The organism is Pseudomonas sp. Tav-5-1A, assembly GCF_055755055.1.
The window spans coordinates 1050125-1075336 of the sequence record NZ_CM146901.1 but is presented as its reverse complement, the minus strand read 5'-3'; the positions used below and the strand labels follow the sequence as shown (position 1 = coordinate 1075336).

Below are 25212 nucleotides of genomic sequence, written 5' to 3'. Positions count from 1 at the left end.
ACCAGTGGGAGCTGGCTTGCCAGCGAGCTATTAAAAGCTCGCTGGCAAGCCAGCTCCCACACCAGCACTGCTACGCGGTCTGGCGCGTCGGCTCGCGAACCGGAGCGCCATCGAACGCCGACTTGAGATTCTCATGCAGCGCCGTCGCCACCTCCTCCGCGCGAATCGGCAGAATCGACAGCAGCGTATCGCTCAGGCCATGGCTGGACTGGCTGAAGCCCTGGATGAACACCGGCGCCTTCAGGCGCGGGTCGGCCTGCACGCGGTATTCGCGGTTCACCTGGTATTCGTCCAGGTACTCGGCCAGCGGCGCGAGGATCTGCTGGTGCGAGATGCGCTCGTAGCCGGTGGCCAGGATGATCGCGTCGTAGCGGTGCACCTCGGTGTCGCCGGTGGCCAGGTCGCGCAGCACCAGCTCGATACCGTTGGCATCGGCCTTGGCCGACTCGATCGAGCGCCGGCACAGGAAGCCGTGGCGCGGCTGGCCGGAGACCTTCTGGCGGTAGAAGATCGAGTAGATGCGCTCCACCAGGTTCAGGTCCACCACCGAATAGTTGGTGTTGTGGTACTCGTTGATCAGGCGCTCGCGCTCCAGCTCCGGCTGGTTGAACACCAGGTCGGTGTACTGCGGCGAGAAGATCTCGTTGACGAACGGGCTGTCGTCGGCCGGCTTCAGCACGGCGGCGCGCAGCACCATGTCGACCTGGGCGCTGGGGAAGCTGTCGTTGAGGTCGATAAACGCCTCGGCAGCGCTCTGCCCGCCGCCGATCACCGCAATGCGCATGGGCTGGCCGTTGGCGCAGGGCTGCTCGTTCATGCGCTCCAGGTAGCGCGAGTGGTGGAACACCCGGGTGTCGCCCTTAAGGGCCCTGAAAACCTCGGGAATGCGCGGCGTGCCGCCGGTGCTCAGCACCACCGAGCGGGTGTGGCGCACCTGTTCGCCGCCCTGGCTGTCCTGGGAAATCACCCGCAGTTGCTCGATGCTGTTGCCGCTGTGCACCGGCTCCACCGCCAGCACGTTCTCGCCGTAGGCGGACTGCTCGGTGAAGTGCCCGGCCACCCAGCGCAGGTAGTCGTTGTACTCCATGCGGCAGGGGTAGAAGGTGCCCAGGTTGATGAAGTCCACCAGGCGCCCGTGCTGATGCAGGTAGTTGACGAAACTGAAGGGGCTGGTGGGGTTGCGCAGGGTCACCAGGTCCTTGAGGAACGAGATCTGCAGCTCGCTCTGCGCCACCAGGGTGTTGCCGTGCCAGCGGTAGTCCTGCTGGCGGTCGAGGAACAGCGCGTCCAGGTGCCGGCCGCGCTTCACGCCCAGCTCTTCCAGGGCGATGGCCAGCGCGAGGTTGGAAGGCCCGAAGCCGATGCCCAGCACATCCAGCGGCGTGCTTGTAGTTACTGTTTGAGTCATCTCGCCAATACCTTTCGATCCATTAGTCGATTGGCACGAACACCCGTGGCGGCCCCAAGGGCGGCGCCAGGCGTATCGCCCAGGAACGGCGTCCCCTGTCGGAACGCTTACCCAAGTGGTGACGAGAAGCCTGTGGGAAAATTTAAACGGCACTCATTCGCGATATCCCCCAACGCCGCCAAGAAATTAATTTTTAAGGTTTTACCCCGCTCGTGCGTCCTATCTGGATATGAATCCCATTTGTGACGACAGCCCAATGACGCAGCCCAAGCCCCCCAAAGGTACGCTCTCCGAACTGTTCAGCCTGCTCAAGCCGTTCTGGCCCATCCTGGCGGTGTCCATCACCCTGGGCATCATGGGCGGCCTGAGCATCACCGCGCTGCTGGCCACCATCAACCAGAGCCTGCACGCCGACGGCCCCGCCGCCGGCACCCTGCTGCTGGCGTTCGGCGGCCTGTGCAGCCTGGCGCTGCTGGGCTCGATCTTCTCCGACATCGGCACCAACCACGTCGGCCAGCACGTGATCGCCAAGCTGCGCAAGGACCTGGGCAGCAAGATCCTCTCCGCGCCCATCGAGCAGATCGAGCGCTACAAGTCGCACCGGCTGATCCCGGTGCTGACCCACGACGTCGACGTCATCAGCGACTTCGCCTTCGCCTTCTCGCCCCTGGCCGTGTCGCTGACCGTGACCCTGGGCTGCATGGGCTACCTGGCACACCTGTCGTTCCCGATGTTCGTCTGCACCGTGGTGGCGATCCTGCTGGGCACCACCGCCCAATACTTAGCGCGCTTGAAAGGCATCCGCGGCTTCTTCGAGGCCCGCGAGGCCGAGGATGACCTGCAGAAGCATTACCGCGCCATCTCCGAAGGCGCCAAGGAACTGCGCATCCACCGCCCGCGCCGCTTCCGCGTGTACCGCGACCACCTGCAGAAGACCGTGGAGAAGATCTGCGACATCCAGCTGCGCTCGATCAAGCTGTTCGTGGTGGCCAAGACCTTCGGCTCGACGCTGTTCTTCATCGTCATCGGCGTGGTGCTGGTGTACCAGAGCCTCTACCCCAACACCGACAAGGCCACCCTCAGCGGCTTCATCCTGGTGCTGTTGTTCATGAAGGGCCCGCTGGAACACCTGATCGGCAACCTGCCCATCGTCAGCCGTGCGCAGGTGTCGTTCCGCCGTATCGCTGACCTGTCCGCGCAGTTCGCCTCGCCCGAGCCGCACCTGCTGCTCGAAGGCACGGTGAAACCGGCCACGCCGCTGCAAAGCATCGAGCTGCGTGACGCGCGCTACACCTTCCCCAGCGTAGAAGGCGTGACTCCCTTTACCCTGGGCCCGGTGAACCTGCGCCTGAACGCTGGCGAGATCATGTTCATCGCCGGCGAGAACGGCGCCGGCAAGACTACCCTGATCAAGGTGCTGCTGGGCCTGTACGCGCCGCAGCAGGGCAGCATCCTGCTGGACGGCAAGGAAGTGGGCGTGGAGAACCGCGACGACTACCGCCAGCTGTTCACCACCATCTTCGCCGACTACTTCCTGTTCGACGACCTGATGGGCCCCGACGAAAAGCTGCCCGACGAGGCCCACCAGTACCTCGACCGCCTGGAAATCAGCCACAAGGTCAGCATCCAGGACGGCAACTTCACCACCACCGACCTGTCCACCGGCCAGCGCAAACGCCTGGCCCTGGTGCAGGCGTGGCTGGACCACCGCCCGGTGCTGGTGTTCGACGAATGGGCCGCCGACCAGGACCCGGCCTTCCGACGCATTTTCTACACCGAACTGCTGCCGGACCTGCAACGCCTGGGCAAGACCATCATCGTCATTTCCCACGACGACCGTTACTTCCATATCGCCGACCGCCTGGTGCGCATGGAACCGGGGCGCATCTACGAAGACACCCGCCAGCAACACCCCGTGGAGGCCTGACAACGCGATCATGCACAGGCGCTCATTCCTGCAACTGATGGGCGTGGCGGCACTGGCGGCAAGCCCGCTGCTCCACGCTCAACCCCAGGCCCGGCGGGTAGCCCCGCTGGACTGGCAACTGGCCGAGATCATGCTCGGCCTTGGCGTTTCTCCGCTGGCCATTCCCAGCCTGGACATGTACCGCGCCCGCGTGCCGCAGCCGCCGCTGCCGGCCGGCGTGCTGGACCTGGGCGCGTCGTGGGAGCCGAGCCTGGAACTGCTGGCGCGGCTCAAGCCCGACCTGATCCTGCTCAGCCCCGTGCAGCAGATGGCCCAGGCGCAGTACGCCGCCATTGCCCCAGTGCGGGTGCTGGACGTGCCTACCACCCTTGCGCCCATCCCCCGTGGCCTGGCGGCCATTGCCGAAGTGGGCGAGTGGCTGCAGTGCCAGCCCCAGGCACAGGCCCTGGTGGCCAGCCTAACCCGCCGCCTGGACGACGCCCGCGCGCACATCCTCAGCCAGCAGCACCGGCCGCTTTACCTCGCGGACATCGACCAGGGCGGCAGCCACGTGCGCCTGTGGGGCCACAATAGCCTGCTGGGCGACGCCCTGGCGCGGGTCGGCCTGGTGAACGCCTGGGACGGCGAACTGGGGCCGGCCGGCTTCGCCCTGGTGCCGCTGGAACAACTGGTGGAACGCCCCGAGGCGCGCATGCTCTACCTGAACTTCGGCAAGGCCAGCCAGCGCTCGCTCAAGACCCTGAGTGCCAGCACCCTGTGGAACGTGCTGCCCTTCGTGCGCGAGGGGCGCCTGAGCGCCATCCCGCCGACCTACGTATTTGGCGGCACGCAGACTGCGGCGCGCTTCGCCGAGCTGCTGGTGGAACACCTGCCCGCCGACCCGGAGTATGCCCATGGCTAGTTCCGCCCTCGATTACGCCGCCACCAAGGCGCGCAACCCGCAGCAGCGGCGCTGGCTGCTGGTGGTCGGCCTGCTGGCGCTGGCTGCCGTGGCCCTGAGCCTGCACGGCCTGCTGCGCCACCTGCCGCCCGGCCTGTGGTGGAGCGCCGCCGTGCACCCCAGCGCCAGCGACACCGCGCAGCTGCTGGTGCACCACGCCTGGCTGCCGCGCCTGGCCGTGAGCCTGCTGGCCGGCGCGGCCCTGGGCCTGAGTGGCGCGCTGCTGCAAAGCATTTTGCGCAACCCGCTGGCCGACGCCTCCACCCTGGGCATTTCCGCCGGCGCCAACCTGATGCTGGTGGTGGGCCTGCTGTTCGCCCCCGGCCTGCTCGACCAGGGCCGCACCCTGCTGACCAGCGCCGGCGGCGGCCTGGCCATGCTGCTGGTGTTCGCCCTGGCCTGGCGCCAGGCGCTGGCACCGCTGGCGGTGGTGCTGGCGGGCCTGATCATCGGCCTGTACTGCGGCGCCCTGGGCTCGATCATGGTGCTGTTCAACCATGAATACCTGGGCGAGCTGTTCGTCTGGCAGACCGGCAACCTGGCCCAGAATGGTTGGGGCCTGACCCGCGACCTGACCTTCAGCCTGATCCCCGGCATGCTCGCCGCGCTGCTGCTGGTGCGGCCGCTGGACGTGCTGCAACTGTCCGACGAAAGCGCGCGCAGCCTGGGCCTGTCACTGTCGTGGAGCCGCACCCTGGGCCTGGCCCTGGCGGTGTTCCTCAGCACCACGGTGGTCAGCCACATCGGCATGGTCGCCTTCGTCGGCCTGGCCGCGCCGGCCCTGGCGCGGCTGCTCGGTGCCCGCCGGCTGCGCCAGCAGCTGTGGTGCGCGCCGCTGTTCGGCGCGCTGCTGCTGTGGCTGGCCGACCAGGTCATCCAGAACTTCGCCCCGCTGCTGCCCACTGGCACGGCCACCGCGCTGCTGGGCGCGCCGTTGCTGTTGTGGCTGCTGCCGCAGATGCGCCGCAGCCTGCACCCGCCGCGCAGCACGCCCGATGCCCAGCAGCCCAAACCGCGCCACCCGGCACGCATCCTCGCGGTGAGCGCCGTGGCCCTGGTGGTGTGCCTGGCGTTGGCCCTGACCCTGGCCCCCGGCCCCAGTGGCTGGGCCTTCAGCAGCGTCAGTGAAACCCTGCAGCTGCTGCCCTGGCGCGCCCCTCGGCTGTTCGCCGCCATGGCCGCCGGCGCCATGCTGGCCATGGCCGGCACCATGATCCAGCGCACCACCGGCAACGCCATGGCCAGCCCCGAAGTGCTGGGGGTCAGCTCCGGCGCCGCCCTGGGGGTGATCCTGGTGTTCCTCGCCAACCTGCCCCTCAACCCCGGCGTCATCCTGCTGACCGCCAGCGCAGGGGCGCTGGTCACCCTGCTGATTCTGTTGTCGTTTGGCTGGCGCCACGGCTTCTCACCCGAGCGGCTGCTGCTCACCGGCATCGCCCTGGCGACCATCTCCGGGGCGTTCTCCAGCATCATCCTGGTCAGCGGTGACCCGCGCCTGGGCACCCTGCTCAGCTGGATGGCCGGCTCCACCTACCGGGTCAGCGCGCCCCAGGCAGTGGTCGCCTGCGCCGTAGCGCTGGTCGGCCTGGCCCTGGCGCCGCTGATCCGCCGCTGGCTCGACCTGCTGGCCCTGGGCCCCAGCACCGCCAGCATGCTCGGCCTGAACCTGGGCCGCAGCCGCCTGGCGCTGCTGATCCTGACCGCGTTGCTGACCGGCGCTGCCACCCTGGTGGTCGGCCCGCTGAGCTTCGTCGGCCTGATGGCGCCGCATATGGCGCGCCTGCTGGGCCTGCGCCGGGCGCTGGTGCAGCTGTACGGCGCAGCGCTGCTGGGCGCGCTGCTGATGGTGGTGGCCGACTGGCTGGGCCGCACGCTGATCTTCCCCTGGCAGATCCCGGCCGGGCTGCTGGCCACCTTTGTTGGTGGGCCGTACTTCATGTGGCTGATGATCCGCCGCCGGGGTGGCGCATGATCGCCGCCTTCGCCAGCGCCTTTCCCGGGCCACTGGCCGGGGTCGGCGAGTCGCTGGCGCTGGCCGACGGCGCCGCGCCGGGCATCGTCCTCAGCGACCTGCTCGACCCGCAGCGCTACCAGCCGCCGCTGGCAGCGTTCGCCCAGCGCTACCCCGGCGGCGACACCAAGGCGCTGGTGTCGCTGTGGACGCAATGGTACTTCTCGGTGCTGGTGCCACCAGTGGTCATCCTCGACCTGCTGCAGGACCGCCAGTTGCCCCTAGGCCTCGACCACACCCGCCTGCACCTGGATGCCGAAGGCAACCCGCAGCGGGTCGAGCTCAGCGACGACGGCCAGGTGCGCCAGCCGCGCTCAACCTTCGAGCGCTTCGCGCCACTGGTGTTCGAGCACCTGGCGCCGCTGTGCGCCACCCTCGCCCAGTTCAGCGGCCTGTCGCCGCGCGTGCTGTGGAGCAACGCCGGGGTGCGCGTGGCCTGGGCCGTGGGCGTGGTCGCCCGCCACCCCCTGGGCGGCGCCGCACGCGCGGCGCCGGGGCGTGAGCTGCTCAGCGCCAAACAGTGGCCGAACGGCTGCAGCAACCCGCTGTTCGAACCCGTGCGCTTCGCCGTGCCCGATGACGAAACCAGCGCCAGCACCCGCCGCGTGTGCTGCCTGCGCTACCGCCTGGACAGCGTGGATTACTGCCCGTCCTGCCCGTTGCCAGCCAATCGGCGGCAGTGCAAAAAAAAGTGAAAAAATCATTCTGGTTTTGCTCGCGGGTTTCGTCTTATTGGAAACGATTCTTATAAGCTAACCTTAACGAGTGCTAATAATGTTCGAGTTTCGACACAACAAAGGGCGTGAAACACAAGGATCCGGTTTCACCAAGACCCTGTTGGCGGCAAGCCTGGCCCTGGCCGCGTACAGCGCCCAGGCCCTGGCGGCACCGGTAGCCGTGCACATCCCGGCGCAACCGCTGTCCAATGCGTTGATGCAGTTCGGCACCCAGACCAACATGCAGGTGCTGTTCAGCGCCGACTCGATCAAAGGCCGCAACAGCCTCAGCGTTGACGGCACCATGGAGCCACAACAGGCCTTGGAACAAATGCTGCGCGGCACCGGCCTGCGCTACGAAGTGAACGGCAACACCATCACCGTGGGCGCCGCTACTGCCGATGGCAACGCCATGCTGCTGCAGAACGTCAACATCAACGCCGCCGGCGACGGCAGCGGCTACACCCCCGAATACAGCATCGTCGCCAAGCGCACCAACACCGCGACCAAGACCGACACGCCCATTGGCGAGACCCCGCAGTCGATCTCGGTGGTCACCCGCAAGCAGATGGACGAGCAGGCCGTGCAGGACGTCAGCTCCGCCGTGCGCTACACCCCCGGCGTGTTCGGCGAATACACCGGCGCCAACAACACCCGCGAACAGTTCCGCATCCGCGGCTTCTCGCCCTACGTGTTCCAGGACGGCCTGCAACTGCCCTACGGCGAGAGCGGCCAGGGCGGCATGTCCGAACCCTACGGCCTGGAAAGCGTAGAGGTGCTGCGCGGCCCGGCGTCCATGCTCTACGGCCAGAGCCGCCCCGGTGGCCTGATCAACCTGACCAGCAAGATGCCCACCAGCACCCCCTACCACCAGATCCAGGTGCAGGGCGGCAGCTATGACCTCAAGCAGCTGGGCTTCGACTTCGGCGGCCCCATCGACGACCAGGGCGTGTTCAGCTACCGCCTCACTGGCCTGGTGAAGGACAGCGGCACCCAGGTCGACCACGTGCAGAACAACCGCAACTTCATCGCCCCGGCGTTCACCTGGCGCCCCAACGACGACACCTCGCTGACCGTGCTGGCCAACTACCAGCGCGACTGGGGTGGCAGCACCGAGCAGTACTACCCGGAGTCGGGCACCCTGCACCACTCCCAGTACGGCAAGATCTCCAGCGACACCCTGCTGGGTGACAGCGACTTCGACAAACTGCGCCGCGAAAGCTCGCAGCTGGGCTACCTGTTCGAGCACCACTTCAACGACGTCTTCACCTTCCGCCAGAACCTGCGCTACAGCCAGGTCAACATCGAGAACCGCACCGCGTTCGGCAACGGCTACGTCAACGAAGCCACCAGCCCGAACCTGTCGCGCCTGACCTCGGACATCAAGCGCAACCTGCAGATCTTCAACGTCGATAACCAGCTGGAAAGCAAATTCAACACCGGTGCGCTGGAGCACACCCTGCTCACCGGCCTGGACTACCGCCGCAGCACCCTGGACAACAACGTGGTGAACAGCAGCTACACCACCACCAACCCCTATGCCGGCGGCAACAGCAGCGGCACCCGCACCAACATCTACACCTCCCGCGACATGTACCAGGTGCAGAAGCAGACCGGCGTGTACGCCCAGGACCAGATCAAGCTGGACCACTGGCTGTTCACCCTGGGCGGGCGCTTCGATTGGGCTGACTCGGAAAGCCACTACCGCCCCGACCGCAGCAACGCCACCAACCGCTACATCGACCAGGACAACCACAAGGGTACCTACCGCTACGCCGTGGCCTACCTGTTCGACAACGGCGTGATGCCCTACTTCAGCTACTCGCAGTCGTTCGACCCACAGCTGAACACCGCGGTCAGCGCCGCCACGCCGATCTTCAAGCCCACCGAGGGCGAGCAGTACGAGCTGGGCATCAAGTACCAGCCGCCGGGCCAGGACAGCTACATCACCGCCTCGGTGTACAAGCTCAAGCAGAAGAACGTGACCACGGCTGACCCGGCCAACATCAACAACACCATCCAGATCGGCGCCGCCGAAAGCCGCGGCTTCGAACTGGAAGGCAAGGCCGTGCTGAGCAAGAACCTCGACCTGCTGGCGTCCTACACCTACACCGACAGCGAAGTGACCCGCACCGGTTATGTCACCTCGTCGTACACCGACAAGGGCAACGAACTGCCGTTCACCCCACGCCAGCAAGCCTCCGCGTGGCTGGACTACACCTTCCACGAAGGCCTGATGGACGGCCTCGGCGCCGGCCTGGGCGCGCGCTACACCGGCGACCTGTGGGGCAGCAGCGTGTCCTCGCCATCGGCGGTGTACAACCGCATCGAGACCGGCAACTTCACCATCGTCGACGCCGCCGTGCACTACGACCTGGGCAAGCTGTCGAGCAAACTGGACGGCACCAAGGTGGCGGTCAACGCCAGCAACCTGTTCGACAAGGAATACGTGGCCAGCTGCAGCAACTACGCCGCCTGCTACTACGGCCCGCGCCGCAACGTGATCGCGACCTTGAGCTACAACTGGTAAGCGCCCCCTGCGGCACAAAAAACGCCAGCCCCTTGCGGGGTTGGCGTTTTTTTATGCCGGAGAGAAATTGAAATTTCCTGCCATACATCTGGATTTGCTCGCTCCAGCCTTCTTGTCCACTCTCGCACCGCAAGTTGTACAGCTGCAGCGAACGTGAACTAGACAACGAACCAATCCTGAAAGGTATTTCCTTGCCACTTCACAATATCCATGATGCCAAGAAGTATCTGTCGCGGTTGCTGAGGCAAGTGGCGGCAGGCGAGATCATCACCATTACCAAGGCCGGCAAGCCGATCGCCAAAATCATCCCCTACGATGCCCCGCCCCCTGACCGCATACGACGCATAGGCTTCATCCCTGATCTGGTCATTCCCCCTGGCTTCGACGAGATGGACGCCACTGTTACCGACTTGTTTTAGAGAAATTCGCTCGACCGGTGGTTGCCGCCTTGGCCACCGCAGCGTCTTGGACGCGGCCGGAGGCCGCTGCTACAGCAACCGCGTTGCCTGCATCGCGACTAAAGTCGGCTCCTACGCCGTGCGGGGTAGGAGCCGGCCTTGGCCGCGATCGGTGGGTTGCGCGCGTCCCCGTAGCAGCTGCCGAAGGCTGCGTCAGGCTTTCGCGTGGAGCGCCTGGGCGAGCACGGCGGTGAAGGTTTCGTAGAGGGGCAGCGCCGCCGGGGTGATGCTGGCCATGCGCAGGAAGTCGTGGGTCAGGTCGGCCTGGCAGTGCAGGGTCACCGGCACGCCGGCGGCGCGCAGGTGGGCGGCGTAGGCGCAGCCTTCGTCCAGCAAGGGGTCGAAGCCGGCCACGGCGATGTAGGCCGGGGCGGTGGCCGGTGGGATCTCGGCGCGCAACGGCGAGGCGCGCCAGTCGCTGCGTTGTTCCACGTCGGGCAGGTAATGGTCGTAGAACCACGCCAACGTCGGCGTCTCCAGCAGGTAGCCCTGGTCGAACAGGTCGGCCGAGGTGGTGCTGCCGGCCGCATCGGTCACCGGGTAGAACAGCATTTGCAGGCACGGCTGCACAGGCAACCCGCCCTGCCCCGCCGCAATCGCCGCCACCGTGGCCAGGGTGGCGCCGGCGCTGTCACCCGCCAAGGCTACGCGGTTGCGGTCCAGGCCCAGCGCCGGAGCCTGCTCCCACAACCACACCAACGCGTCCTCGGCGTCGTTCACCGCCGCCGGGAACGGCTGCTCCGGCGCCAGCCGGTAGCCCACCGACAGCACCGCGCACGGCGTGCGCCAGCAGAACTCGCGGCACACCTGGTCATGGGAATCGAGGCTGCCCACCACGTAACCGCCACCGTGGTAGTACACCAGCACCGGCCACGGCTGCCGTCGTTCCGGCACATCGGCGGGCAGGTACAGCCGCGCCGGCACCTGGGCGCCGTCGCGGCCGCTGAACCGGTGCTCGCTGACTGTCACCGGCCCCGCCACCGGCCAGCCCAGCTCCTGGGTAGAGCGTTCGAATTCGGCGCGCGCCTGCGCCACTGTCTGTTCGTGCATTGCCGGGCGCCCGGCGTCGCGGCCCTCGTCCACCAGGTCGAGAAAGGCCGCCAGTTCAGCGTTCAACGCCATTGTCTGTTTTCCATGCGAAAGAAGGTTCATAGCGCGGCCACCGCCAAGGTGCTGTCCACCAGTTGCTCAAGCTCTGCGCGCAGGGCGTCCATCAGCCCCTGCACGGTCTCGGGGCGGTAGCACTTGCGGCTGTACACGCAGCGCAGGCTGAGGCTGCCGTCGTAGACCTGGCCGATGATTTCCAGCCAGTTGGCCAGCTGTGCCACCGGGCTGTAGACATCGCCCATGGACTCGCGCGCCGGGGTGAACAAGCCGCCCTCGAAGGTCTGGTCGAACTGCCCCAGGTAGTTGAAGGTGATGCGCGGCTGCGCCATGGCCTGCAACTGCTGGCGCGCCTGGGCGCTGCCGGCGTGGCGCAGCAGGCCGTAGCCGATGCCCTTGTCGGGAATGCGCTGCAGCTGCCGGCGCACACGGCCAACCGCCTCGGCGAAATCACTGCCGGTGCCGGGTTTCAAGTGCACCGGGTACATGGTGGTGAACCAGCCCTGGGTGCGGCTCAGGTCGAGGTCGGCGAACAGGTCCTCGCGGCCGTGGCCTTCGAGCTGGATCAACGCCGAACTGTCGCCGGTCCAGCGGCACAGCACGCGGGCCAGGGCGGTCAGCAACAGGTCGTTGATCTGCGCCTGCAACGCCCCCGGCACACGCTTGAGCAGCGCCTGGGTGCGCTCGCGGTCAAGGTTCATCTGCGCGTTGCCGCGCACGCCCACCAGGTTGCGGCCACGCGGGTTGTCGCGTGGCAGCTCGCGCGGGGCGTCGTCCAGCAGTTGCAGCCAGAACGGCAGCCCCTGCTCGTCGGCGGCCATGGCCTGCAAGCGCTCCACCCACAGGCGGTAGCTGCTGGTGCGCGCCGGCAGGTTTGCCGGCACGCCGCTGACCTGCGCCTGGTACAGCGCCTGCACATCGTCCAGCAGGATGCGCCAGGACACGCCGTCCACCACCATGTGGTGAATCACCAGCAACAGCCGCGCCGTGCCGTCGGGCAGGTGCATCTGCACCGCGCGCAGCAGCGGCCCGCCGTGCAGGTCCAGGCTGCGCTGGGCGCGGTTGGCCAAGGCTTCGATGGCCGCGGCCGACGCCAGCGGTTCATCCCACAGCAGCACCTGGCTGGCGTCATGCTCGGCATAACGCTGTTGCCACTGGCCATCGCCGGCCTGTTCGAAGCGCAGGCGCAGGGCATCGTGGTGCTGCACCAGCGCCTGCAACGCCTGCTCCAGCGCGACGGCGTCCAGCGGCGCGACCATGCTCAGCATCAGCGCCTGGTTGAAGTGGTGCGGCTCGGCCATGCGCTGGTCGAAGAACCACGACTGAATCGGCAACAGGCCAAAGCGCTCGCCGGCGCCCTGGGGCTGGCTGTCCAGCGCCACCAGCGGGGCATCGCTATCGTCGGCGCTACGCGCCAGCAAGGCGTCGATGGTCTGGTAGCGCATCAGGTCGCGCAGCTTGATCTCGATGCCCAGGCCCTCGCTGTTGCGCACCTTGGACACTAGTTGCAGGCTGAGGATGGAGTCACCGCCCAGCTCGAAGAAGTTGTCGAACACCCCCACCTGCTCGACACCCAGCACCTGCGCCCAGATGGCCGCCAACTGGGCTTCCAGCGCGGTGCGCGGCGCCACGTAGTCGCCGCCCTGCCACTGCGGCTCGGGCAGCGCCTTGCGGTCGACCTTGCCGTTGGCATTGAGCGGCAGCTGGCTGAGCACCAGGATCTGCGCCGGCACCATGTACTCGGGCAGCTGGCTGTGCAGGCTGGCCAGCAGCCGCTCGGCCAGGCCGTCGATGCGTGCGGCGGCCACGTAGCCCACCAGCTTCTTGCCGCCGGCGGTTGCCAAGGCCACCACGACCGCGGCCTGCACCTGCGGCTCGGCGCGCAGGCGCGCCTCAATCTCACCCAGCTCGATGCGGAAGCCGCGAATCTTCACCTGCTGGTCGATACGCCCCAGGTAATCGTAAGTACCGTCAGCGCGGGCGCGCACCAGGTCGCCGGTGCGGTACAGGCGCCCGCCCTCCTGGCTGAACGGGTCGGCAACGAAGCGTTCGGCGCTCAGGCCCGGGCGCTGGTGGTAACCACGGGCCAGGCCCTGGCCACCGATATACAGTTCGCCGCTGGTGCCGGCCGGCACCGGGTTCAGATCCGGGTCCAGCACCCAGGTGGTCCGCGCGCCGACCCGCTCGCCGATGGGCGCAATGGCCGCGCCGCACGGCGTCTCGGGCGCTGCTTTCCACAGCAGCGGGGTGACCACGGTTTCGGTGGGGCCGTAGCCGTTGATCACGTGCTGCGGCCGCAGGTAACGGCGCACCTGGGCCAGGCTGGCCTCGGGCACCGCGTCACCGCCGAAGCAGTAGATACGCACTGGCGGCGGGTTGCCTTCGCGCGCGCCCTGCTCGGCCAGTTGCTGCAAGTAGGCCGGCGGGAAGGCCACCACGCTGATGCGCTGCTCATGCAAGGCCTGCCAGGTCTGCTCGATGCTCCACGGCTGGTTGTCACGCAGCACCACGCAGCCGCCATGGCTGAGCGGCGTGAGCCAGCGCTCGTGGGCGCCGTCGAAGGCGAACGACATGAAGTGCAGCTCGCGGTCTTCAGGGGTCATCTGGTAGCGCTCGCCGATCGCCTGGCAATGCATGGCCAGCGGCCCGTGGGCCACCGCCACGCCTTTGGGCAGGCCGGTGGAGCCCGAGGTGTAGATCAGGTACGCGAGGCTGTCGGCGTGCAGCTTCGGTTGCAGCGGCGGCAGGCCGGCGCAGTCCACCGCCAGGTCCTCAAGTGCCCAGCATTCCAGCCCTTCAGGCAGCGGCAGGCGGCCCTGGGTGGCGCGGTCGGTGAGCAGCACGCGCATGCCCGAATCGCGCATCAGGTAGGCCAGGCGCTCTGGCGGGTAGTCGATGTCCAGCGGCAGGTAGGCAGCGCCGCTCTTGAGCACCGCCAGCAACGCCACCGGCAGCTCCACCGAGCGCGGCAGGGCGATGCCCACCACTGCCTCGGCGCCGATGCCGGCCTGTTGCAGGTGCTGCGCCAGCACCTGGCTGCGCGATGCCAGCTGTTGGTAACTCAATTCACGGCCCGCGCACACCAGCGCCGGGCGCTCGGGCTGGTGCGCGGCCCAGGCGTCGATGCGCTCATGCACGAACTCGGCGGCGGCCGGCTCGAAGCGGTTCGCTGTTTCCAGCGCCAGACGCTCGCTGGCGGTCAGCAGGCCGATGCTGCCCAGCGGCCGCGTCGCGTCCTCAAGCAGGGTCTCCAGCAGGCCTTCCAGGTGCTCGCGCAGGCGCAGCACCGCCGACTCGGCGAACTGCTCGCGGCGGTACATGTACTCGATTTCCAGGCCTTCGCCCAGGGTCACCATCAGGTCCATGGCGAAGTCGGTCACGCCAAAGCCCTGGCCCACGTCGAAGCGCAGCTCGCTGTTGTCCCAGTCACGCAGCAGGCGGTCCACCGGCTGGTTCTCGAACACGATGATGCTGTCGAACAGCGCCTGCCCGGCCTGGCCGGACCAGCGCTGAATCTGCCCCAGCGGCGTGTATTCGAAGTCGCGGGCGCGCAGGTTGTAGTCCTGCAGCGCGCGCAGCCAGTCGCCCAGGGCCTGTTCAGGGGCCAGGGTCTGGGCGATGGGCAGGGTGTTGATGAACAGCCCCAGCAGGTTTTCCGCCCCCGGCAGGCTGGCCGGGCGGCCCGACACGGTGGCGCCGAAGGCCACGGTGCGCTGGCCGGTGTAGCGCTGCAACAGCAGCAGCCACGCGCCCTGGATCAGGGTGTTGAGGGTCACCCGCTGCTGGCGGGCGAACTGGCGCAGGCGCTCGGTGCGCGCCTTGTCCAGGCGCGAGTACAGCGCGGTATGGCCGCGGCCCTGCGGCGCGTCGACCACGGCCTGGGCCAGCAGCGTCGGCTGTTCCAGCACCTGCAACTGTGCCTGCCAGAACGCCTGGGCGGCGTTTTCATCCTGGGCCTGCAGCCAGGCGATGTAGTCGCCGTAACGGCCGCTGACCGCAGGCTTGTCACCGCCCAGGTAGCGGCGCAGCACCTGGCCGATCAGCAGCGACACGCTCCAGCCGTCCAGCACGATGTGGTGGTAGGTCCAGATCAGGCGGTAGTGAGATTCGTCCAGGCGCAGCAGCAACAGCCGTTGCAGCGGTGGCTGCTGCCAGTCGAAGCGCTGGGCGCGTTCGGCCAGCACGTGCTGCTCGATCAGCGCCGGGGTCACGGCCTGGCCGCGCAGGTCCACTTCGCGCACCGGCAGTGGCGCGTCGGTGAGCACTACCTGCAACGGCTGGGCCAGGCCCTGCCACAGGAACAGGCTGCGCAGGCTGTCGTGGGCCTGGCTGACCTCGGCCCAGGCCTGGCGGAAGCGCGCGGCGTCCAGGCCCTGGATGCCAATGTTCAGCTGGTTGACGTACAGCCCGGCCTCTTGCACCTCGACGCTGTGGAACAGCATGCCCTGCTGCATCGGCGACAGCGGCAGGATGGCCTCCACCCGTGCCGGGTCCAGGTCCAGGGCGTCCAGTTGCGCCTGGTCGAGGCCGGTGAACGGGAAGTGCTCGGCCAACAGCGGCGTGCCGGGCACATGGCGGACCTGCTCGGTCAACCCGGCCACTGCTTGCAGCGGGCTGGCCTGGGCCGCCAGCTGCTCCAGGCGCTGGTGCTGGAACAGGTCCTTGGGCGTCAGCTGCAAGCCGGCGTCGCGGGCGCGGCTGACCACCTGGATGGAGATGATGGAGTCGCCGCCCAGGTCGAAGAAGTTGTCGTCCAGGCTCACCTGCTCAAGGCCCAGCAGCTCGGCCCAGATGGCGGCGAGCTGTTGCTCGGTGGCGCTGGCCGGGGCGCGGTAGGCGCGGGCCTGCCACACCGGCTCGGGCAGCGCACGGCGGTCGAGCTTGCGGTTGGGAGTCAGCGGCATGCGCTCCAGCAGCACGATCTGCGCCGGCACCATGTACTCGGGCAGGCGTTCGCGCAGGGCCTCGCGCAGCGCTTGCGGCTCGGCGTCGGCGGCCACGGCGTAGCCCACCAGTTGCTGGCCGTGCGGCGTGGCGCGCACCACCACGGCGGCTTCGCGCACGCCGGGCTGGGCCAGCAGCAGCGCTTCGATCTCGCCCAGCTCGATACGGAAGCCGCGCAGTTTCACCTGCTGGTCGGCGCGGCCGACGTACTCCAGGGCATCACCTTCACGCCAGCGCACCAGGTCGCCGGTGCGGTACAGGCGCTGGCCCGGTGCACCGAACGGGTCCGGCACGAAGCGTTCGGCGGTCAGTTCCGGCCGGCCGTGGTAACCCCGGGCCAGGCCAGCGCCACCAATGTACAGCTCGCCAATCACGCCCACGGGCACTGGCACCAGGGCGGCGTCGAGCACGTAGAGCGTGGTGTTGGCCAGCGGCAGCCCCAGGTCGGGGCGCGGCTGCCCGACGCTGAGCAGGTTGCGCGCCGACCAGATGGTGGTTTCGGTGGGGCCGTAGACGTTCCACAGCGGGCCTTGCAGCGCCAGCAGGCGCGCGGCCAGGTCGGCCGGCAGCGCCTCGCCGCCGCACAACAGGGTGCGGCCGTGCAGGCGCGCGAACGCCGGCTGCTCGCTGAGCAGCCGCCAGGTCGACGGCGTCGCCTGCACCGCGTCCACCTGCTCGGCGTCGATCACCTCGATCAGCCGTTGCGGGTCGCGGGCGGTGTCGCGGTCCACCAGCACCACGCTGGCACCGGTGAGCAGCGGCAGGTACAGCTCCAGCGCGGCGATATCGAACGACAGCGAGGTCAGCGCCAGCATCTTCTGCCCGGCCGCCAGGCCCGGCGCTTCGGCCATGCTGTGGAGGAAGTTGACCAGGCCGCCGCGGCTGACTTCGACGCCCTTGGGCTTGCCGGTGGAGCCGGAGGTGTAGATCACGTACGCCAGGTTCGACAGCAACGCCGCGTGCTGCGGCGCTTGCTCGACCGGCGCCAGCGCCAGCGTATCCAGGCTCCAGGTCGCGCCGCCATGGCCCAGCTGCGCCGCCAACGGCAGCAACGAGGTCTGGGTCAGCAGCAGCGGGCTGCCGCTGTCCGCCACCATGTGCGCCAGGCGTTCGGCAGGGAATTCGGGGTCCAGCGGCACGTAGGCGCCACCGACCTTGAACACCGCCAGCAGCGCCACCAGCAAGGCGTTGGTGCGTTCCAGGCACACCGCCACCGCCACGTCAGGGCCCACGCCAGCCGCTTGCAGGCGCACGGCCAGGGCGTTGGCGCGGGCGTCCAGCTCGGCGAAGCTCAGCGCCTGGCGGCCATCGCTGACCGCCACGGCCTGCGGCGTGCGCCGGGCCTGCTCGGCCACGCAGTGTTCGAAGTGCAGGGCCGGGTACTGGCGCGCGCTGTCGTTGACCGACGCCAGGCGCGCCTGCTGTTCAGCGGCGTCCAGCAGCGGCAGTTGCCCCACCGGCAGCTCGGGTGCCTGCAACACGGCCGTCAGCAGGCGGGTGAAATGCGCACTCAGGCGCTGCACCGTGGCGGCGCTGAACAGGTCGGTGGCGTAGTTGAAATTGAAGGTCAGCGAGTCGTCGGCGTTCTCATCCATGAACAGCGACAGGTCGAACTGCGCGGTGGCGCTGTCGCCACCCATGGCTTCCAGGCTCAGGCCGTCCAGTTCCACCCGGCGCTCGCGGGCGTGCCGCTCGTGGCTGAACAGCACCTGGAACAGCGGGTTGTGGCTCAGCGAACGGGCCGGCTGCACAATCTCCACCAGCTGCTCAAACGGCAAATCCTGATGGGCCTGGGCCTGCAACGCAGTGGCCTTGACCTGTTGCAGCAGCGCCGCGAACGGCTGCTCGGCGTCGAGCCGCGTGCGCAGCACCTGGGTGTTGACGAAGAAGCCGATCAGGCCTTCGGTCTCGCCGCGCTGGCGGTTGGCGATGGGCACGCCCAGGCACAGGTCGTCCTGGCCGCTGTAGCGGTACAGCAGCACGTTGAACACCGCCAAGGCAGTCATGAACGGCGTGGCCTGCTGCGCCTGGCTCAGCGCGCGCAGGGCCAGGCCGGTCTCGCGCGGCAGGCGCCAGCGCAGGTTGGCGCCGCGGTAGCTTTGCTCAGCCGGGCGCGGGAAGTCGCCGGGCAACTCCAGCACCGCTGGCGCGCCCTGCAACTGCTGTTGCCAGTAGGCTACCTGGCGCTCGCCTTCAGGGCCGGCCAGCCAGTCGCGCTGCCACAGGGCGTAGTCGGCGTACTGCAACGGCAGCGGCGCCGGGGCCACCTGGCGGTACAGGCTGGCCAGCTCGTCCACCAGCACGGTCAGCGACCAGCCGTCGCTGATGCTGTGGTGCAGGGTCAGCAGCAGATGATGTTCTTCTGCGTCCAGGCGCAGCAGCTGCACGCGAATCAGCGGGCCGTTGTGCAGGTCGAACGGCTCGCGGGCCTCGTGCAGCGCCAGCTCGCGGGCGCGGGCCTGGCGTTGCTCGGCGGGCAAGGCGCCGAGGTCGATCTGCGGCATGTCCAGGGCGATGCTGGGGTGAATGCGTTGCACCGCCTGGCCATCGACCGTGGCGAAGGTGGTGCGCAGGGTTTCGTGGCGCCCCACCAGTTGCCCGAAGGCCTCGCGCAGGCGCTCGATGTGCAGTGTGCCACGCAGGCGCAGGGCCATGGGCATGTTGTAGGCGCTGCTGCGCGGCTCCATCTGCCACAGGAACCACAGGCGGCTCTGGGCGTGGGACAGCGGCAGCAAGACCGGGCGTTCGCGGCGTTGCAGGCGAATCGACGGGCTGGCGATGCCGCCCAGGGCGCGGGCGAAATCCGCCAGCTGCGGGGTGTCGAAGACCTGCCGCACCGCCAGTTCCAGGTTCAGTGCCTGGCGCAGGCGCGAGACCATGCGAATCGCCAGCAGCGAGTGGCCGCCCAGGGCGAAGAAGTCGTCGCCACGGCCCACCTCGGCCACGCCCAGCACCTCGGCCCACACCTGGGCCACCAGCACTTCGGTGGCCCCTTGCGGCGCTTCATAAGCGCGGCTCTGCCAGTGCGGTTCCGGCAACAGGCGGCGTTCCAGCTTGCCGTTGGGCGACAGCGGCATCTGCGCCAGCGCGATCAGCTGCGCCGGCACCATGTAGTCCGGCAGCCGCGCGCGCAGCACGTCGCGGATGGCGTCCAGGGCCAGCGCCTCGCCCACCAGGTAGCCGATCAGTTGCACGCCCTGGGGCGAGGCGCGGTCGATGACCACGGCTTCGCGCACGCCGGGCTGTTCCAGCAGGCAGGCTTCGATTTCGCCCAGCTCGATGCGCAGGCCGCGCACCTTGATCTGGTGGTCGATGCGCCCGGCGTACTCGATCACGCCGCTGTCGCGGTAGCGCGCCAGGTCGCCGCTGCGGTACAGGCGGCCGGCGCCGAAGGGGTTGGGCACGAAGCGCTCGGCGGTCAGCGCCGGGCGGCCCAGGTAGCCGCGCGCCAGGTTGATGCCGCCGATGTACAGCTCGCCGGTGACGCCCACCGGCACCGGTTGCAGCTCGGCGTCGAGAATATGAATGGCGGTGTTGGCGATGGGCTCGCCAATGGGCACGGCGAACTGGCCGGGCTCCAGGCGGCAGGTCCAGTGGGTGACGTCGATGGCCGCCTCGGTGGGTCCGTAGAGGTTGTACAGCGCCGCCGGGTGCTCGGCCAGGCACTGGCTCTGCAGGTCGTGGGACAGCGCCTCGCCGCTGCAGATGATGCGCGTCAGGCTCGGGCAGCCGCCGCGCAGGGCGCCGGCGGCAATGAACAGCTGCAGCATGGACGGCACGAAATGCAGGGTGGTGACCTGCTCGCGCTCGATCACCGCTTGCAGCGCCGCCGGGTCGCGGTGGGCGCCGGGGTCGGCCATCACCAGCGTGGCGCCGGTCATCAGCGGCCAGAAGAACTCCCACACCGACACGTCGAAGCTGAACGGGGTCTTCTGCAGCACGCGGTCGGTGGCAGTCAACTGGTAGGCCTGCTGCATCCACACCAGGCGGTTGTGCAGGGCCTCATGGCTGTTGCCGGCGGCCTTGGGCTTGCCGGTGGAACCGGAGGTGTAGATGCAATACGCCAACTGGCCGGGTTGGGTGTCCAGCAGCGGCTCATGGGCGGGCCAGGCGGCGTCACTGCCGTCGTCCAGGCACCAGCGCTCGGCGGCGCCCACCGGCGGCAGGCTGTCGAGCAACGCGCGCTGGGTCAGCAGCAGTTTCACGCCGCTGTCTTCGAGCATGTAGGCCAGGCGCTCGGGCGGGTATTCGGGGTCCATGGGCAGGTAGGCGGCGCCAGCTTTGATGATGCCCAGCAGGCCCACCACCAGTTCCACTGAGCGCAGGGCGGCGATACCCACCAGGTCGTCACGGCCAATGCCCTGGGCGTGCAGGCGGTGGGCCAGGCGGTTGGCGCGGGCGTGCAGCTCGGCGTAGCTCAGGCGCTGGTCGCCGTGCACCAGGGCGATGGCGTCGGCGCTGGCGTGGCGTTGCTGTACCAGCAGCTCGGGCAGCAGCGCGGTGGCGCTGTAGTTGCGGGCGGTGGCGTTGAAGCCATGAACAATCTGCTCGCGCTCGGCCTCGGTCAGCAGCGGCACGCTGTCCAGCGGCTGCGCCGGGTCGGCCAGCAGCGCGTCGATCAGCTGCAGCCAATGGCCGCCCAGGCGTTCGATACTGCTGGCCTCGAACAGGTCCAAGGCATAGCTGAGCGCGCCACGCAGGCCGCCCTCGGCGGTGTCGCGGGTGTACAGCTGCAGGTCGAACTGCAGGGTCTCCTCATGGCTGGGCAGCGCTGCAATCTGCAGCCCCGACTGGGCAATACGCTCCAGCCCGCGGGTGGCCGGCAGGTGGCTGAACATCACCTGGAACAGCGGGTTGTGGCTGAGGCTGCGCGGCGGTTGCAGGGCCTCCACCAGTTGGTCGAACGGCAGGTCCGGGTGGGCCTGGGCCTGCAGGGTCACGTCGCGCACCTGAGCCAGCAGCTGGGTGAACGGCGCGCGGCCGTCGAGCTGGCTGCGCAGCACCTGGGTGTTGACGAAGAAGCCGATCAGGCCTTCGGTCTCCAGGCGCTGGCGGTTGGCCTGGGGCACGCCGATGCGCAGGTCGGCCTGGCCGCTGTAGCGGTACAGCAGCGTCTTGAAGGCGGCCAGCAACCACATGAACGGCGTGGCGCCCTGTTGCCGCGCCTGTTCGCGCAGGCGTTCGGCGCGCGCCACGTCCAGTTCGAACGACCACACCGCGCCCCGATGGCTGGCGCGCGCGGGGCGCGGGTGGTCGCCGGGCAACTCCAGCACCGGGTGCTCGTTGCCCAGCTGCGTGCGCCAGTAGTCCAGCTGGCGCTGGCCCTCGCCCGCTGCCAGCCACTGGTGCTGCCACAGGGCGTAGTCGGCGTATTGCAGCGGCAACGCCGGCCACTGCGGCTCGCGCTCGGCCGTCAGCGCGGCGTAGGCCTGGGTCAGCTCGTCGATCAGCACCTGCATCGACCAACCGTCAGAGACGATGTGGTGCATGCTCAGCAGCAGCCAGTGCTCCTGTTCCTCCAGTTGCAGCAGTTCTGCGCGCAGCAGCGGGCCTTGCTGCAGGTCGAACGGCTGGCGCAACAGGTGCCCGGCCTCGGCGCGGGCGTCCGCCGGTAGCACGCGGCGGGCCGGCAGCTCGAACGTCCACGGCGCGTCGATCAGTTGCTGCGGGCCCTGGCCATCGTCCACCAGGCGCGTGCGCAGGCTTTCGTGGCGGGCCAGCACGCGGTTGAACGCCTGCTCCAGCGCCGGCTGGTCGAGGGCACCCAGCAGGCGCAGGCCGCTGTTGATGTGGTACGCGGTGCTTTCGGGTTCCAGCTGCCAGATAAACCACAGGCGCGCCTGGTTACTGGCCAGCGGCAGGCGTTCGGGGCGTGGCCCGGCCAGCAGCGCTGGCGCTTGGACCCCGCCACTGTCGCGCAGGCGCGCGGCGCAGTCCTGCAAGCGCGACGCGTCGAACAGCAGGCGCACCGGCACGTCCAGCTCCAGCACCTGCTTGATGCGCGACACCGCCTGCACCGCCAGCAGCGAGTGGCCGCCGAGGGCGAAGAAGTCATCGTCCAGGCCCACCTGTTCCACGCCCAGCAGGCTGGCCCAGATTTCGGCCAGCAGTGCTTCATCCTCGGTTTCTGGGGCGCGGTAGGCGATGCTGGTCCACTGCGGCTCGGGCAGCGCGTGGCGGTCGATCTTGCCGTTGGCGTTCAGCGGCAGGCGCTGCAACAGCACCAGCCGCGCGGGAATCATGTAGTCCGGCAGATGGCGTTGCAGGTGGGCGTCGATGGCAGCCTGCAACTCGGCGCTGTCCTGGCCTTCCAGGTAGCCGATCAGTTGCTTGCCGGCCGGCGTGTCGCGGGCCACCACCACGGCGGTGCCGACGCCCGGCACTTCGCGCAGGCGGGTTTCGATCTCGCCCAGCTCGATGCGGAAGCCGCGCACCTTCACCTGCTGGTCGATGCGCCCCAGGTAATCGACGGTGCCATCGGCGCGCACGCGCACGCGGTCACCGGTGCGGTACAGGCGCCCGCCCTGGCTGAACGGGTCGGCGACGAAGCGCTCGGCGGTCAGGCCCGGGCGCTGGTGGTAACCACGGGCCACGCCTTCGCCGCCCAGGTACAGTTCACCCGAGACCCCCTGGGGCACCGGATTAAGGTCGGCGTCCAGCACGTGCAGGGTACGCGCACCCACGCCATGGCCGATGGGCGCGTAAGGCGCGCCGCACGGCAGCTCGGCCGGGGCTTTCCACAGCAGCGGGGTGACCACGGTTTCGGTCGGCCCGTAGCCGTTGATCACGTACTGCGGCGCCAGGTGCTGGCGCACGTGGGCCAGGCTGGCCTCGGCCACGGCGTCGCCGCCGAAGCAGTAGATACGCACCGGCGGCGGGTTGCCGTGCACCGCGCCATGCTCGGCCAGCTGTTGCAGGTAGGCCGGCGGGAACGCCACCACGCTGATGCGCTCGTCGTGCAGGGCGCGCCAGGTCTGCTCCACGCTCCACAACGCGTCGTCACGCAGGAACAGGCTGGAGCCGTGGCTGAGCGGGGTCAGCCAGCGCTCGTGGGCGCCGTCGAAGGCGAATGACATGAAGTGGAATTCGCGGTCGGCTGGGGTCATTTCATAGCGCCGGCCAATGCCGGCGCAGTGCATGGCCAGCGGGCCATGGGCCACGGCCACGCCTTTGGGCTGGCCGGTGGACCCGGAGGTGTAGATCAGGTACGCCAGGCTGCCGGCATGCAGCGCCACGGCGGGGGCAGTGTCGGGCAGCGCGCCGAGGTCCAGCTGCTCCACGGCCAACGCGGGCACGCCGGCGGGCACCGGCAGCGCATCGAGCAGGCTGGCGTGGCTCAACAGCAGGGCCATGCCCGAGTCGGCCATCAAGTATTCCAGGCGCTGACGTGGGTAGCTGGCGTCCAGCGGCAAATAAGCCGCACCGGCCTTCATCACCGCCAGCAGCGCGACGATCAGCTCGGGTGAGCGCGGCATAGCCACGCCCACCAGCGTCTCTGCGCCCACGCCCTGGGCGATCAGGTGGTGGGCCAGGCGGTTGGCGGCGCGGTCCAGTTCGGCGAACGTCAGGCTACGCCCGGCGCCGCTGACGGCCGGGGCGTCGGGCTGGCGGCGGGCCATGGCGGCGATGCTCTCGTGCACCCAGGCGCCGGCCGCTGGCAGCGGCGCGTCATGGGCCAGGGCGGTGCTGCCGCCGTCGCCTTGCAGCAAGGCGCCCAGCGCCGTGTCCGGGGCGTCGACCACGGCGTGCAGCAGGCCGGTGAACGCAGCCGCGATGCGGGCGATGGTGCTGGCGTCGAACAGCGCCTGCGGGTAGGTCAGCAGCGCGTTCACCGCGCCGGTCGGGGTTTCGATGACGTCCAGCACCAGCTCGAAATTCACCGAGCATTCGGGGTTGCTGAACGACTCGATGCGCAGCCCCCCCAACTGGCGCTGGGCGTCGACGGTCTGCCGCTGGTGGTTGAACAGCACCTGGAACAGCGGGTTGCGGCTCAGGCTGCGGGTGGGCGCCAGGCGCTCCACCAGTTGTTCGAAGGGCACGTCCTGATGGCTTTGCGCGTTGATCAGGGTGTCGCGCACCTGGTTCAGCAGGTGCCGGAAGCCCTGGCGGCTATCCAGGCGGGTGCGCAGCACCAGGGTGTTGACGAAGAAGCCCAGCAGCGTCTCGGTTTCGCGGCGGTTGCGGTTGGCCACCGGCATGCCCACGCGAATGTCGTCCTGGCCGCTGTAGCGGTAGAGCACGGCGTTGAACGCCGCCAGCAGCACCATCGGCAAGGTCGCCCGGGCTTGGGTAGCCAACGCGCGCAGGCCCTTGACCAGGCCGGCATCAAGGCTGAAGTGATGGCGCTCGCCCTGCCCTTGCCAGTCACGGCCGCGCGGGCGGTCGATGGGCAGTTCCAGGGCCGGCTGCTCGTCGGCCAGGGTGGTTTTCCAGTAGTCGAGCTGGCGCTCGGCCTCGCCCGCCTCCAGCCACGAGCGCTGCCACAGGGCGTAGTCGCTGTACTGGATGGGCAGTGCCTGCGGGGCGTGGGCTGGGCCGGCCAGGTAGCCTTTAACCAGCTCGTCCAGCAGCAGGTTCATGGACCAGCCGTCGGTGATGATGTGGTGCAGTGTGAGGCTCAGCAGGTAGTCGTCCGCGCCCAGCACGAACAGCTGCGCGCGCAGCAGCGGGCCGCTGGCCAGGTCAAAGGGTTCGCGGCTGGCGGCGCGGCAGCGGGCCTGCAGCTGGTCTTCGCTGACCGTCTCCACGGCCAGCTCGACCCTGGCCTGCTCGGCCGGCAGCACTTGCAGGCGAATGGAGGCGCCGTCCTCGACGAAGCGGCTGCGCAGGGTTTCGTGGCGCGCCACCAGCGCCTGCAGGGCCACGCCCAGCGCCTGGCGGTCGACGTTGCCGCGCAGGCGCACGGCGGTGGCCACGTTGTAGGCGGAACTTGCGGGCTCCAGTTTCCACAGCAGCCACATGCGCCGCTGGGCGTACGACAGCTCGCGCTCGTCACCGGCATGGCTGTGCGCGGGGATGGGGAACAGGGCGAAGTCGACACCGTCATTGCGCAGGCTGCTCAGGAACAGGCGGCGCTTTTCCAGGGGCAGGGCAATGAAACGCTTGGCAAGGGCGAGGGATTGGTCTGGGTTCATCACAAGGAATTCCGGGTTCTTTGTGATTCAAGACGAAATG

At 68.8% G+C, this 25212-nt stretch carries 9 protein-coding genes; 6 read left to right on the top strand and 3 right to left on the bottom strand.

Going from position 1 to position 25212, the window contains the following annotated elements; translation table 11 throughout:
- Positions 1-70: 70 nt before the first annotated feature.
- Entirely contained in the window at positions 71-1408 is a 1338-nt protein-coding gene (locus AC0J42_RS04745; protein WP_473005394.1) for a lysine N(6)-hydroxylase/L-ornithine N(5)-oxygenase family protein, read from the bottom strand.
- 256 nt (positions 1409-1664) lie between these two features.
- Between AC0J42_RS04745 and AC0J42_RS04740 the strand changes: the two genes are divergently transcribed.
- From AC0J42_RS04740 to AC0J42_RS04715, 6 genes are all read left to right on the top strand, one after another.
- Complete coding sequence (locus AC0J42_RS04740) at positions 1665-3335, top strand: cyclic peptide export ABC transporter (RefSeq protein WP_473005393.1); 1671 nt, start codon at positions 1665-1667, stop codon at positions 3333-3335.
- A 10-nt stretch (positions 3336-3345) separates the two neighbouring features.
- Positions 3346-4236: an ABC transporter substrate-binding protein gene (locus AC0J42_RS04735; protein WP_473005392.1), complete on the top strand. Its 891-nt coding sequence runs from the start codon at positions 3346-3348 to the stop codon at positions 4234-4236.
- Positions 4229-6247, top strand: a complete 2019-nt coding sequence (gene fhuB, locus AC0J42_RS04730; RefSeq protein ID WP_473005391.1) for a Fe(3+)-hydroxamate ABC transporter permease FhuB — start codon at positions 4229-4231, stop codon at positions 6245-6247. Before AC0J42_RS04735 ends, fhuB begins: the two co-directional genes overlap by 8 nt.
- Entirely contained in the window at positions 6244-6981 is a 738-nt protein-coding gene (fhuF, locus tag AC0J42_RS04725; protein WP_473005389.1) for a siderophore-iron reductase FhuF, read from the top strand. The genes fhuB and fhuF overlap by 4 nt, the downstream gene beginning before the upstream one ends.
- 79 nt (positions 6982-7060) lie before the next feature.
- Positions 7061-9532, top strand: coding sequence for a TonB-dependent siderophore receptor (locus AC0J42_RS04720; RefSeq protein ID WP_473005388.1), 2472 nt, complete (start codon positions 7061-7063; stop codon positions 9530-9532).
- Positions 9533-9723: 191 nt separating this feature from the next.
- Positions 9724-9951 (top strand): type II toxin-antitoxin system Phd/YefM family antitoxin, encoded by a 228-nt coding sequence (locus AC0J42_RS04715; protein WP_473005387.1) that lies wholly within the window; start codon positions 9724-9726, stop codon positions 9949-9951.
- Positions 9952-10143: 192 nt separating this feature from the next.
- On the opposite strand, the gene AC0J42_RS04710 is transcribed toward AC0J42_RS04715, so the two are convergent.
- The gene (locus AC0J42_RS04710; protein WP_473005386.1) at positions 10144-11112 is read right to left on the bottom strand and encodes an alpha/beta hydrolase; all 969 of its coding nucleotides are present in this window, start codon (positions 11110-11112) and stop codon (positions 10144-10146) included.
- A gap of 26 nt (positions 11113-11138) precedes the next feature.
- Positions 11139-25172 carry a non-ribosomal peptide synthase/polyketide synthase gene (locus tag AC0J42_RS04705; protein ID WP_473005385.1) on the bottom strand — a complete coding sequence of 4678 codons (14034 nt, stop codon included), beginning with the start codon at positions 25170-25172 and terminating at the stop codon, positions 11139-11141.
- Positions 25173-25212 lie beyond the last annotated feature (40 nt).